Origin of the sequence: Winogradskyella sp., assembly GCF_965228925.1 — a bacterium.
Lineage (GTDB): Bacteria > Bacteroidota > Bacteroidia > Flavobacteriales > Flavobacteriaceae > Winogradskyella.
The window spans coordinates 1,796,850-1,809,039 of sequence record NZ_OZ245845.1 but is presented as its reverse complement, the minus strand read 5'-3'; the positions used below and the strand labels follow the sequence as shown (position 1 = coordinate 1,809,039).

Annotated in this window: 13 protein-coding genes; 6 read left to right on the top strand and 7 right to left on the bottom strand. The window is 35.3% G+C overall.

Annotation, left to right across the window (positions count from 1 at the left end; all coding sequences use genetic code 11):
• Positions 1–39: 39 nt before the first annotated feature.
• The gene (locus tag ACO052_RS07430; RefSeq protein ID WP_422107376.1) at positions 40–1,041 is read left to right on the top strand and encodes a hypothetical protein; all 1,002 of its coding nucleotides are present in this window, start codon (positions 40–42) and stop codon (positions 1,039–1,041) included.
• Positions 1,042–1,080: 39 nt separating this feature from the next.
• On the opposite strand, the gene ACO052_RS07425 is transcribed toward ACO052_RS07430, so the two are convergent.
• Genes ACO052_RS07425 through ACO052_RS07410 form a run of 4 tightly spaced genes read right to left on the bottom strand, consistent with a single transcriptional unit; the run spans position 1,081 to position 4,894 of the window.
• The gene (locus ACO052_RS07425; protein WP_422107375.1) at positions 1,081–1,446 is read right to left on the bottom strand and encodes a GtrA family protein; all 366 of its coding nucleotides are present in this window, start codon (positions 1,444–1,446) and stop codon (positions 1,081–1,083) included.
• 45 nt (positions 1,447–1,491) lie between these two features.
• Positions 1,492–2,070, bottom strand: a complete 579-nt coding sequence (locus ACO052_RS07420) for a CDP-alcohol phosphatidyltransferase family protein (protein ID WP_422107374.1) — start codon at positions 2,068–2,070, stop codon at positions 1,492–1,494.
• Between the two features lie 3 nt (positions 2,071–2,073).
• The gene (locus ACO052_RS07415) at positions 2,074–2,589 is read right to left on the bottom strand and encodes a CDP-archaeol synthase (RefSeq protein WP_422107373.1); all 516 of its coding nucleotides are present in this window, start codon (positions 2,587–2,589) and stop codon (positions 2,074–2,076) included.
• The gene (locus tag ACO052_RS07410; RefSeq protein WP_422107372.1) at positions 2,582–4,894 is read right to left on the bottom strand and encodes a phosphotransferase; all 2,313 of its coding nucleotides are present in this window, start codon (positions 4,892–4,894) and stop codon (positions 2,582–2,584) included. Before ACO052_RS07410 ends, ACO052_RS07415 begins: the two co-directional genes overlap by 8 nt.
• Positions 4,895–5,013: 119 nt before the next feature.
• On the opposite strand from ACO052_RS07410, the gene ACO052_RS07405 reads away from it, so the two are divergent.
• Entirely contained in the window at positions 5,014–5,982 is a 969-nt protein-coding gene (locus ACO052_RS07405; RefSeq protein ID WP_422107371.1) for a hypothetical protein, read from the top strand.
• 11 nt (positions 5,983–5,993) lie between these two features.
• Here ACO052_RS07405 and ACO052_RS07400 read toward each other — a convergent pair whose 3' ends face one another.
• Together ACO052_RS07400 and ACO052_RS07395 are read right to left on the bottom strand one after the other, a co-directional pair.
• On the bottom strand, positions 5,994–7,676 hold the full coding sequence (locus tag ACO052_RS07400) for a DUF6029 family protein (RefSeq protein ID WP_422107370.1): 1,683 nt from the start codon (positions 7,674–7,676) through the stop codon (positions 5,994–5,996).
• Between the two features lie 50 nt (positions 7,677–7,726).
• The gene (locus ACO052_RS07395; RefSeq protein ID WP_422107369.1) at positions 7,727–8,206 is read right to left on the bottom strand and encodes a TlpA family protein disulfide reductase; all 480 of its coding nucleotides are present in this window, start codon (positions 8,204–8,206) and stop codon (positions 7,727–7,729) included.
• A gap of 107 nt (positions 8,207–8,313) precedes the next feature.
• Here ACO052_RS07395 and ACO052_RS07390 point away from each other — a divergent pair, with 107 nt between their 5' ends.
• The 4 genes from ACO052_RS07390 (at position 8,314) to rpe (ending at position 11,684) form a co-directional block, all read left to right on the top strand.
• Positions 8,314–9,423 carry an Omp28-related outer membrane protein gene (locus ACO052_RS07390; protein WP_422107368.1) on the top strand — a complete coding sequence of 370 codons (1,110 nt, stop codon included), beginning with the start codon at positions 8,314–8,316 and terminating at the stop codon, positions 9,421–9,423.
• Between the two features lie 169 nt (positions 9,424–9,592).
• Positions 9,593–10,456, top strand: coding sequence for a sigma-70 family RNA polymerase sigma factor (locus ACO052_RS07385; RefSeq protein WP_040247666.1), 864 nt, complete (start codon positions 9,593–9,595; stop codon positions 10,454–10,456).
• Between the two features lie 209 nt (positions 10,457–10,665).
• Positions 10,666–11,025 (top strand): BLUF domain-containing protein, encoded by a 360-nt coding sequence (locus ACO052_RS07380; protein WP_422107367.1) that lies wholly within the window; start codon positions 10,666–10,668, stop codon positions 11,023–11,025.
• Positions 11,022–11,684, top strand: coding sequence for a ribulose-phosphate 3-epimerase (gene rpe / locus ACO052_RS07375; protein ID WP_422107366.1), 663 nt, complete (start codon positions 11,022–11,024; stop codon positions 11,682–11,684). The genes ACO052_RS07380 and rpe overlap by 4 nt, the downstream gene beginning before the upstream one ends.
• A gap of 28 nt (positions 11,685–11,712) precedes the next feature.
• Here the strand turns inward: rpe and ACO052_RS07370 are convergent, their stop codons facing one another.
• Entirely contained in the window at positions 11,713–12,132 is a 420-nt protein-coding gene (locus ACO052_RS07370; protein WP_422107365.1) for a CBS domain-containing protein, read from the bottom strand.
• Positions 12,133–12,190 lie beyond the last annotated feature (58 nt).

The window sequence follows — 12,190 nt, the reverse complement described above, 5'->3', positions numbered from 1 at the left end:
GCAGATTTAATAAATTAGCAACTCAAATACTTACAAATAATGCAAGATCAATTTATTGACTATTTAAAAGAAAAAAGTGATAAGAAGACGTCCTTTGTTGAAGAGATTGCCAGTGTATTGGATATTGGTTATGATGCTGCTTATAGAAGAATTAATGGAAAAACGAACATCTCTTTGGAAGAAGGTGTTATTCTAGCAAAACATTATAAAATATCATTAAATAAACTCTTTGAAGTTGGAAGTAAGACTACCATTTTAACTGATTTATCCCCTCCGATCCATAATCAAGAAGGTTTGGAAATATGGTTAAAGCAATCTTTCGAAAGTGTTTTCCCACTTACTAAACTTAAAAACTCTTCCATTATATATTCTGCTAAAGATATTCCATTGTTTCACACCTTAAAAGACTCTTGGCTATCTCGCTATAAAATCTATGTATGGCTTAAAGATGTGGATACCAATATGACCAAAGAGAAAATAACATTTGATGATTTTGCTAAATCTATACCCAAATCATTACTAGAAAGTGCTTTTAAACTTGGCGAAGTATATAAGGATATTAATATTACCGAAATATGGAATAATACAACAATTAATGGTTCACTTCAGCAAGTTCTTTATTATTATGAAGCTGGTATGCTATCTAAAGAACTAGCACTTCTTATTTGCAATGACATTGAAGATGTTATCAATCACGTTGAGGAACAGGCGATCAAACAATCCTTAATTGGCTCAAAAAATAAATCGAGTTATCAACTATACATCAATGATATCCATACTATGAGTAATACTATAATGGTAAAAACACCAACACAAAAAGTATTTTTTACGCCATTTACAGTTATAAGCTATTTTAAAATAGAACATCAGCCTACTTGCGAATTGATGTTTGAATTCTTTCAAAAGCAAATGAGTATTTCAAAATTATTGGTCAATGCTGGCGAAAAAGACCGCACGCTATTTTTTAACCGTATGCACCAAAAAATAAAAAAGCTAAGAACCCGAATAGAAATAGACCATGAAGTCTTTGATTTTGAATAAGTATTAGTACTATAAATTGCTTGAATTAAAATGTACGAATCAATCTCTCTTTACTTTAAAAACATAACCCTTAAGACATACAAAACTTGCCATGGATGCTACTATAAGACAAATGAACCATACCAACCTATGACTCAAGCCCAAAATTTCGGACAACCACCAATTGAGCAATGTACTCATGACTAAAACGCCTATATCTGCAATGTATGCTTTAATTAAACTTTCAAAATAAGGTGACTGATTTAAGAATGTAAATCGTCTATGAAGGGCATGTTGACGCCATATACCAATTAGAAATGCAAGAGTCCAGCTTAAAGTAGCCCTTGGAGACAAAGGATTTAAGTAGTAAATAAGCTCATAAGTTATAAATCCCAAAACGACTCCTAAAAGTGCTATGATAAGCATGCGAAAGATCTCGGACCTTTTATAAAATCTGTAGAGCATAGACACTTAAGCAAAACTTTTATCCCTTAAAACCCAATACAATCCTCTTGCATCGCTTTTCATCCGCTTTAAAATTAAAAGAATAGTGATTTCCTCGATGTGCGAAATGTACCCTATAATCATCGCCAAGTAAAATAGATATGGCTCATAACCCCAAGCGAACAAAACAAATATGAATATACCTTGGACATATCCGCCAACTTTAGTGGTGTATAAATGCAAACTAGGATATTGCTTAAACTTGATAAAGGACACCATCAAACCTAGAGCAAAACAGGCCATAAATACCCAAAGCATCCAAATGGACGCGGATAAGTCATCCATCTTAAATACAAATAGGCCTATAAAGGCTGCTATGAAGGTGCCATTATCAGCAAGCGAATCGAGCTTGGCGCCAAACTCAGTTTTCAAATTAAACACTCGAGCTATTAGACCATCTAGAATGTCCGTTATCAAGTTGATACATAAAAACATGGCAAATAAACTTTCTTTACTGTCATATATAAACCATAGAATTAAGGGAAATGTAACTAGCCTATACATACTCAAGAAATTCGGTACGTTATATATATTTTCTTTTTTCATAAGTTAAAATGATGTTTTTAATTTTAATTGTACAAGAAGCTTACTCATTAATACGTGTGTTACGCTACTACATATAAATAAGAGTAATACACTCTTAAAATCGGCATAACCCAATACATAATAGATAAGGCTTACCCCAAATGCTGAATCTGTTTTATCAATTAATGAGAAAAGAATGGGATTGGAATTAGATTGGCCTCCTGGTCGAATTCCCAATTGTCTTTTTATAAAAGAGTTTGGTAGCTCAAACAGCATATAAGCCAACCCGAGTAATGCACCTAAACCATAAGAATTGGTTAGCCCCAAATTAAATGTTAAATCCACAATATTTAGAATGAGTGCATTGGTCATCGGAACAAAAATGAAGCCTCTCCAAGTCTTATTAGTCCCAAAATTTTGGTCAGAAATAGGATGTTTTAAATAAGAAAAACTGTTGCTCTTAATCACCAACAGATGTAAAACATTGGATAGGATTAATGGCAACAAAACAACTACTAAATGATGTGATAAACTATCCATTATGATTCAAGTATTTTAGCATTCTAAGTGCTGTATTTAAGACGCGGTTTGAGAAATCATACGGTATTAATAGACCTGATACTTCGTAAAGAGAAAGTCTGGTTATTATATACACTTTCAACGTGTATTTATAGGTCTTTAACCATGTTTCCCAAGGATGTGGTGAATCATATAACCGAAAGTGCTCTTGGAGATAAAAATAAAAGGTCTCCTTCTTGAAGTTTAAAGGCAAAACAAAACTCAAAAACTCCACGATGTCTCTATGGGGAAAATCTCTAACCGCCAACTCCCAATCATATATTACTGGGAGGTCATTTTTTTTAACTGCAATATTCCTTGGATTAAAATCATTATGGATTATGGTCTTCTCTATGTTTATAGACAGTGCCTCTTCTTCTAAATAATGAATTTGGTTGTACAAGCGTTTAAGTATGGATTGGTTCTCTTCGCTTGAACACTCATTAATCAAAATAGACATTAACTTTTTATACAAGGCTTTGGAATTCCATGGTTTAAAGTCTTGAACATGTCTAAATTGATGTGCTTTTGCGATTTTATGAAACTTGGTAATGGCCTCAATTACAGAAATGATTTGAGATGAATTCCATAGGTCTGGATTATTTTCGGAATTCATTATTTGCATCTCATTCTTATCGATAAAATTGATCATTAGCATATATATTTCCCGATTAGGATCAATGTGCTTTCCGAATAAAAAAGGGTAATGTTCAAAGTTTGATTTCTGTAGAAAATCATAGATTTCTACTTCTTTTAGATGGCATTGATGGTACTCTAAATGTTGCGAGGTATTCTTTATTAAATCTGACAATTCTGGATTTATGGAAGCCGCAACAGTATGCAATCCCTTTATGACATCCATATCCATGGGTTTGGACTTAATAAGAATATCCTTTTGCGCTTTTGTATTTGCAAAATGCCTGTAGGCCACCCTAAAGGGAATAAACCCTGTGACTTTAGTGGTCGTTTTAGAAGCTATATTGGTAAGAATTCCAGTATCTACATGGGCTTCGTCAACAATTTCAATGGTTTCAATATCCTTATCTCTAAAAAAACCATTTAAGCTCGACTTTATAAAATCTGGATTAATTTCGGATGATAACAACCAATCTTTAGGTTTATTTCTTCCCAATTTTTCGTGTGCTTTTGCAAATTCACCACTTACAATGGCTGCAAATGTTGACAACTCAAGACCCAGGGCAAAACCAGCAATGAGTTTAGCAAATCTGTTGACTTTATCTTTTCCGTAACAGTTCATTATTTCCAAAGCCTGCTTTTGTCTTGGTAAAGCTGTGCCCCCACCTATGGTGCCAATCACCAAATTAGGTAAAGTGAGCTCTACCTCAAGACCACTATTGTTGCGCTTAAGACCTAATAGGCCAACTCCAGATTCGTGGATGGACGCCAAATCTTGCCCTGTTGCCACAAAAATTGCTGCTATGGCGTTAGCCACATTGATGTTGTATCCCACCATACCATCTTTTTTGGCCAGCTTTTTCGAAGCGTTATAACAGGCTATCATTTTATCTGAAGTGGTTCTTAAAACTTTATTTAAAACCTTTTCAGGAATGCTACATTTGGCTGTAACGTATATCCCTCTTCCTGAGTCAATGTTGTACTGCGATACTTTTTTATCTGAGGCGCCATTTCCCTCAATGACAAAGTCTTGGGGTGTCAGACGCTTTTCTTCTTTGAGCTTTTTAACGATGTATAGCACTGCATGCCAAGTACAAGTTGTGGTCATGTTTTGACCTGATGCATCCCCAGTGCGGTAAATGAACTTAAGATGCACCACTTTGTCAATCCTAAAAGCTTCTATTTTCATTAGACTAGCGTGGTTAGATTGTGCTTCTGCAATTCGCTTTATATCATCGAACCAGTCCTTAACCACATCATCAAACATGCGCGCTTCCATTTCATTGACAAACATGAACATGGGAGACCTTACCATTCTCTGCCATTTAACATCTGCCATAAAGCCATAGCTCTTGCTAATGACTCGTGCTCCCCTGTTCATACTTGCCACTAAAGCACCTTCTAAAGTACCCGCTGAGCAATACACCAATTCCTTTTTTCCACGATCATTAAATAACAGTGGTCCTACAATACCGAGCGGAATTTCGGTGGACCCTATATAGGATTCAATATTGTTTCGAATATCCTGAAGTTCTAATGTTGTATTGGAGATGGTCTTTGCTTCAATATTGTTAGCTTTAAGAAAATCCAAACGCATATTGGTCGATGTTCTTGTGACGAGGCCTCTTCCGGGAATAATTGGTAGTTCCATAATATTCAATTTTAGGATTATTACTCAAACATATTGCTATAATCACATTTTAAATCGTTGTAATCACGTAAATCCAAAATATTTTTTGTGATAATCACAAATAAGTAATACCTTTAAACATGTTTCAAAAACAACTTCTAGAGACCTTACAATCCGAATTACCCACCGGAACCTCTTTGAACGAAGCCATAGCGACTGCCTTAGACATCAGTTATGATGCCGCGCACCGACGTACAGCTCTAAAAAGTAAATTCTCACTCGATGAAAGTGTGCTTTTAGCTAAATATTATGATCTATCATTAGACCAACTCTTTGAAAACACAGAGAAACATATTATTGCAGTTCAAAAGACCAAGCCCATACATAGCGAAAAAGAGTTGAAGAGGTATTTCGACGATTCTTTCGCGTCGCTTCAACCACTTCTAAACCAAAAGAATTGTCATATTTTATATTCAGCTAAAGACATTCCGCTATTTTATACCTTGGAAAACGATCTCCTTAGCCGGTTTAAAATGTATGTATGGTTAAAACTTTTGGATTCTTCGATGGATTTAAGAGATTTTGAATCCTTTTCTCTAAGGGTTGACACATTAGAATCAGCTAAGGCTCTGGGGAGCATATATAAGGACTTGAATACCACCGAAATTTGGGATGTTACCACAATTAACAGTACCTTAAAGCAAATTCATTTTTATAATCAGGCAGGGCATGTCACAAATGGAACGGCATTGCAACTCTGCCGTGATTTAAAGCAATTGATAGTTTCTATTGCAGACCAGGTAAAGCCCAATAGCGACAGTTATTATTTTTACTACAATGAGTTATTATTGATGAACAATAGTGTTCTAGTCAGTACACCGCATAGGCAATCTCTATTTGTGCCTTTTACCATATTATCGTATTACCAAAGCTCTGATAAAGCAACATGTCGACAGGCAGAAGCCTTTTTAAACAAGCAACTGCAAAGCTCAAAACTTTTAAATACGGCCGGTGAAAAAGAAAAACTGACCTTTTTTAATAAAATCTATTCAAAAATTGAGGCCTTGTTCCAATTAATTGAAGCCACTCAAACCCTTGATTTTGAATAACACCTTAACAATTAAAAATTCATAAGTACACTCGCCGAAAGCCCTGTTGCTTCAGGTACAAATCGACAGACACCTCCAACACATACCAGACCGGCTCTTTGCCTTCCGTAATTTAGGGAGACCCGTGTCGAGCCTTTGGTAAAGCTTCCGCCAAAGTTATAATAATGATTTTCGGACGTGCTGCTGTCATCCCCACTGTTATAGATGTCATTGACATAAAATGCCAATCTTGGACTTAGGTTATACTCTAGTGTTCCTCCTACCCAATTGTGATTATCCGAATTAGACCATAGTCTTTGTAATTCTAAACGCACAGATTGACCTATTCTTCCGAATTTATAGAATGTCTCCCCAACTATAATATTGGTTTTAATGATCTCCCCTGTCGGTCTATCCTCAATAGTTCTTTGATTGTAATATTGGTTGACATAATAAAAAATAGAGTTCCACTTTTTATTCCACTTTTTTCTTATTTCTAAGCTGATATCTGAAAAATATTTATCCCCGAACCCCATAAAATCAACATCATAGGACAAATCAGCAAAATTATAGTCTCCTTTGAGACCAGCCCAATAAGACGCATTAAAAGCTAATTTTGTACCGTACTTACCTCCCAATGCAGTCCCTTTCTTAATGTTATAAAATATATCGACTTGTCCTCCGATCTCACCGGCTTCAGTAGCCTGAGGATCTACAAAGCGAACTTCAGCTTGCGCTTGGTAAACAAAAATATTAGTCAAGAGATAATCGTGCTGTTTTGTTAACCCTGGGTTGAAGTTGATATTATTTTCCAAAAAGACATTTCCTGTTTTCTCTCGCTCGGAATAGAATCCCATATTTTCCAATCGTCTAAATGTAGCGTCAAGTCCAAAACCTTTTTTGGAAAACCCTGTATTAAATAACAAGGCATTACCTGGATTTACGGAAGTATTAAGCAATTGTCCTTCAAACACAAAAACATCATCAGATTTTGTAACATATTCTGCATTGGCATAGAAGCTGCCCTTGGAGAAATCGATACGACCTGAGAACGCGTTGGTCAATTCGTCAAAATTAGGGTCTTCGATATCAGTTTCCTGATTTCTTCCCACATAACTAAACCCAAGATTTATCGATGACTCCTCTAGGTTTAAAATTGACGAGACGTCAATCTCAGTATTAAAACCGTAAATATCACTGTCTGCCGTTTCAAATCCAACACGCTGTTGTCCATAGAGTGCGGTAAGGGCTAAAAAATCAAAGGGTGTATATTTTATCCTTCCTCCTAAAAGTGCATTGTTAATTCCCAATTGTCGGTCTTCCCAATTTCTTAGGATAAGGCCACTACCGAATTGTTCGTAATAATGGCCTGCATTGACCTCTAATTTAGAATCTTGATAGTTCAAAGAGTAAATACCTAAATTGGTACCATCAAAATTTGGCGAATAATTCAGCAATGCCAAAGGTTCATAAGATTCTACTTGTACTGTGGCTGTAAAATTCTCTAAAAAGTTATAGTCTAATTTCAAATAGGTATTAAACCTTAAGTGTTCATCACCGTCTCGATTTTCGGTATCAAAAAATGGTCCAGTTCTTTTGTCGTCGTTATACCAAGCCATGTTAGACTCTAATCCAACTCTTAAATTATCAATGAGTTGAGCGGAAACTTGGTTAATAACGAAACAAAAAACTAATACTTGTACTAGTCTTTTCATTTACGGATTGTGTTAGTTAGATTTATGGTTAGCTTTAAACTAAAGGGAGGTTATTTACTATGGGCTTTTACAACTTCGTAGAGCTCTTCTTCACTACCAGGGGTATAGCCAGTTCGTGTATGAATAATTTCGCCATTCTTAACAACAACGACGTAGGGTAAGACATTAATATTCAATGCACGCTTAAGATCTTGATTATCATCTATTAAAATTTGATATTCCCAATCTTTTCCGTTAATCATAGGAATCACTCGTTTTTTGGTTCTTGCATCATCGGTAGAAATTGCGATGAGCTCAACGTTGGTTTCTTCTTGCCATTCTTCATAAACATCGCTAATGGCATCCAATTCATTAATACATGGTACACACCAAGTTGCCCAAAAACTCAATATTTTAATATTGTCGGATTGTGTAAGTTCTTTGATTGATACGGACTCCCCATCGGTATTGTTCAAGGAAATGTCAGGTAATTCTTGAGCATTTAGAAAGAATAATTGAAATAAAAGGAGAATAAAAACTGTGCGCTTCATAGATTTTAACATTTTTTTATATATTGCAATAATAATACCAGAAAATTAAAAATTACCCCTTATTTTAATTTTTTTTCATATTAACTTTAAAAACTATCTAAAAAATCATGAAAACGAGACATTTTTTTAACCTTTTATTTATGGCCGCGGCCTTGTCTTTCAACGCCTGTAGTAGCGACGGGGGTGATGGTGACGGAAACGGAAACGGAAACGGCAATGGAAACGGGAATGGCAACGGAAATGGGAATGACATCACAAGTATTACGATTGAAATTTCTAGTTCTACCGAATGTGGAATCTACCCAGGGGATACTGTAAGCTTTATCGTACGTGGAAATAACAATATGGACTTAACGAGTCAATCTTCTATTTCTGTTAATGGAAATAGTGTAAGCGGAAATTCGTACACCACCACAAATAGCGATGACTTAGAAGTTACGGCAACATATCAAAGTATAATGAGTAATATGTTGGACGTAAATGTTTCAGAAGATGTGGCACGTTTTGCTAAAAATGTTCTTATTGAAAAGTTCACAGGTACTTGGTGTGGTTACTGTCCAAGAGTATCGTATGCCATAGAACTTGTTGAAGCTGAAACTGACCAAGCATTTACGGTTTCTATTCATAGTGATAGTGATTTCGGATGTCCTGAAGTCGGTCAACTTGAAGCCGCTTTCAATATTGGAGGTTATCCTACCTCTAAAATCAATAGAGGTACTGACTGGACTTTCCCAGAGCCTAATAATATAGACCAAGTCGTAAGTATTACTAGATGTTCTAACGCAGAACTAGGTCTTGCTATAACACCTCAATTAGACGGTAATACAATGACTATCAAAGTTGATGCGAAGTTTAATGAATTGTTTTCTTTTGACAATACTAAATTAACTGTGTTTATCCTTGAAGATGATTTATTTGCCGACCAAGAAAACTATACAAGTTATTATGGTGGTGCAAGTACCATCGTTAACTTTGAGCATGATCATGTTTTAAGAGAAAGTTTAACTAACGTTACCGGTGACGCGATTTCTGCTAACGACCTTACAGATATGATTTATAGCAGAACATTTACTACAAGTGTACCATCTAATGTTGCAGATCCTTCTAAAATGAGCGTTATTGCTTTTATTTCTTCGGATGACTTCATTGGTACATCACAAGTAATCAATTCGAGAGTAGCTTATTTTGGAGATGCTCAAACTTTTGAGGAGCAATAAAAAATAGTTCTCTAAATATAACAAAGCCTTGTTTAATTGGACAAGGCTTTGTTATGCTTAAAAAAGCGATCTTTAATTATTTTTTATTTTTTCTGTAACATTTTCTTGTGTTTGTACGTATACTAATAGTAGCCTATTGTTACAAAAATTGCACAAATCTTAAAATTACATGAGACAACTTAAAATTACAAAGCAGGTAACCAACCGTGAAACCGCGTCATTAGACAAATATTTACAAGAAATTGGAAAAGTAGATTTAATTACGGCGGATGAAGAAGTTGAGTTAGCACAGCGCATAAAGGCTGGTGATCAAGTTGCTTTAGAAAAACTTACTAAAGCCAATTTACGTTTCGTAGTTTCTGTTGCTAAGCAATACCAAAATCAAGGTTTAACTTTACCAGATTTAATCAATGAAGGGAATTTGGGCTTGATTAAGGCAGCGCAGCGTTTTGATGAAACTCGTGGTTTTAAATTTATCTCTTATGCGGTATGGTGGATTCGTCAATCTATCTTACAAGCATTGGCAGAACAATCTCGTATTGTGCGCTTACCTTTGAATAAAATTGGTTCTATAAACAAAATCAATAAAACCTTTGCCTTTTTAGAGCAAAGTCATGAGCGTCCGCCTTCAGCCGAAGAGATTGCCAAAGAATTGGACATGACCATTAACGATGTTAAGGAGTCTATGAAAAATTCTGGACGTCATGTATCTATGGACGCACCTCTAGTAGAAGGTGAAGATTCTAACTTGTACGATGTATTACGAAGTGGTGAATCGCCAAATCCAGATAAAGATTTATTACATGAGTCATTGCGTACAGAAATTGAGCGTGCCTTAGAAACATTAACCCCTCGTGAAGCAGATGTCATTCGTTTGTATTTTGGATTGGGAAATCAACATCCTATGACTTTAGAGGAGATTGGTGAGACGTTCGATTTAACCCGTGAGCGTGTAAGACAGATAAAAGAAAAAGCAATTCGTAGATTAAAGCATACATCACGTAGTAAAATATTAAAGACCTATTTAGGATAAGGTTAGTTTTTTGTATATTTAACGACCAACCTAATAAAGGTAACAACAGTTACAAAACATAACTGTTCGTTTTTTGATTGATGAAAGAACCCACGGCTGATTACCGTGGGTTCACTTTTTTACTCTATATTAGTATCAACCAACACTTTTTTTCATCAATGAAAGCCATATGTTACATCAGTAACTTTGCTAAGGGGTTAAACCAAAATATGATTTCTGAATTAATTGAAAGTGTCAATCTCAATAACACAAAAGCGCATATTACCGGTTTATTAATTCTTAAAAACAATCACTTCTTTCAAATTTTAGAAGGCGAATCCCAAAAAGTTGATGTATTATTCGAGAAGATACAGAAGGATAAAAGGCATAGTGGCATCATTAAACTACTAGACACTGAGATTGACGGTAAAATCTTCAACGATTATAATGCTGGAAAATTCGAGATTTTCCAGAAATATGCCGACATGAAAAAGTTATATTTGTACTTTAATTGGATTAAGAATGCGGACTATTTACCTGCCAAAAAACTCATCCATTTAACGACCAACTTTTTAAAACACAATTCATGAATAAATGCTTAATTGCACCTTCGATGTTAGCTGCAGATTTTGGGAATCTGCAACGCGATACCGAAATGGTCAACCAAAGTGAAGCGGACTGGTTTCATATTGACGTTATGGACGGCCATTTTGTACCTAATATTTCTTATGGTATGCCAGTAATTGCAGCTATCAAAAAACATGCTACAAAACCTTTAGATGTTCATTTAATGATCGAAAAGCCCGAACGTTATATTGAAGAATTTGCAAAAGTTGGGGCAGATATTATCACCGTTCATTATGAATCTACGGTGCATTTGCACAGAACCTTAAGACAAATCAAAGATGCAGGGTGTAAAGCTGGTATTGTTTTAAATATTACCACACCTGTCAACGTCTTAGAAGATATTCTTCCCGAGTGCTACATGGTTTTATTAATGTCGATCAATCCTGGATTTGGAGGTCAAAAATTTGAAACCGTGACTTATCAGCGTATCAAAAAACTACGTCAAATGATCAACGAGCAGGGTCTTGCAACGAGAATAGAAATTGATGGTGGGGTCACAGATAAGAATATTCAGAAACTTGTCGAAGCCGGTGCCGATACTTTTGTAGCTGGCAGTCATGTTTTTAAAAGCGATCATCCCGCTTCAACCATTGAACATTTAAAAACTTTAGCAAACTCATAAAAAAAAGCACCTCACGGCGCTTTTTTTTTTATAATTGCTTCAAGAGATAATTTATTAAATCTGTAGTAGTAACTATGCCTACTAGGCATCCATTATCCACTACTGGTAGCGCATGAAATTCATTTTCAGACAATATTTTGGCTACCTCTTTAATAGTTGCTGTAGAGGGTATTGTAACCACATTTTTAACCATCACTTGATCAATTGTGAACATGTTATACACTAAGGTATCCACATCTTCGTCCGTATCATAGACAGCATCGGCAAAACTAATTCGCAATAAATCGGAATAACTGAGCATTCCAATGATAACGTCTCCAGTAACTACTGGAATATGTCTTATTTTATTACGTTTAAAAAGTACCTCTGCTGTTTCTAAATCATCATCTCTATTAAGAGCAATGATGTTTTGGGTCATTATTTCGGAAATTGGTGGAATATATCTCATGACTATCAGTTTTATAATTCACTCTTAAAATTAGTGCATAAAACTGACAGAAATTATG

Bases quoted from the DNA above. Each gene is read 5' to 3' on its own strand.
- ACO052_RS07430 (WP_422107376.1), top strand. From the start codon at position 40: ATGCAAGATCAATTTATTGACTATTTAAAAGAAAAAAGTGATAAGAAG.
- ACO052_RS07425 (WP_422107375.1), bottom strand. From the start codon at position 1,446: ATGCTTATCATAGCACTTTTAGGAGTCGTTTTGGGATTTATAACTTAT.
- ACO052_RS07420 (WP_422107374.1), bottom strand. From the start codon at position 2,070: ATGAAAAAAGAAAATATATATAACGTACCGAATTTCTTGAGTATGTAT.
- ACO052_RS07415 (WP_422107373.1), bottom strand. From the start codon at position 2,589: ATGGATAGTTTATCACATCATTTAGTAGTTGTTTTGTTGCCATTAATC.
- ACO052_RS07410 (WP_422107372.1), bottom strand. From the start codon at position 4,894: ATGGAACTACCAATTATTCCCGGAAGAGGCCTCGTCACAAGAACATCG.
- ACO052_RS07405 (WP_422107371.1), top strand. From the start codon at position 5,014: ATGTTTCAAAAACAACTTCTAGAGACCTTACAATCCGAATTACCCACC.
- ACO052_RS07400 (WP_422107370.1), bottom strand. From the start codon at position 7,676: ATGAAAAGACTAGTACAAGTATTAGTTTTTTGTTTCGTTATTAACCAA.
- ACO052_RS07395 (WP_422107369.1), bottom strand. From the start codon at position 8,206: ATGAAGCGCACAGTTTTTATTCTCCTTTTATTTCAATTATTCTTTCTA.
- ACO052_RS07390 (WP_422107368.1), top strand. From the start codon at position 8,314: ATGAAAACGAGACATTTTTTTAACCTTTTATTTATGGCCGCGGCCTTG.
- ACO052_RS07385 (WP_040247666.1), top strand. From the start codon at position 9,593: ATGAGACAACTTAAAATTACAAAGCAGGTAACCAACCGTGAAACCGCG.
- ACO052_RS07380 (WP_422107367.1), top strand. From the start codon at position 10,666: ATGATTTCTGAATTAATTGAAAGTGTCAATCTCAATAACACAAAAGCG.
- rpe (WP_422107366.1), top strand. From the start codon at position 11,022: ATGAATAAATGCTTAATTGCACCTTCGATGTTAGCTGCAGATTTTGGG.
- ACO052_RS07370 (WP_422107365.1), bottom strand. From the start codon at position 12,132: ATGAGATATATTCCACCAATTTCCGAAATAATGACCCAAAACATCATT.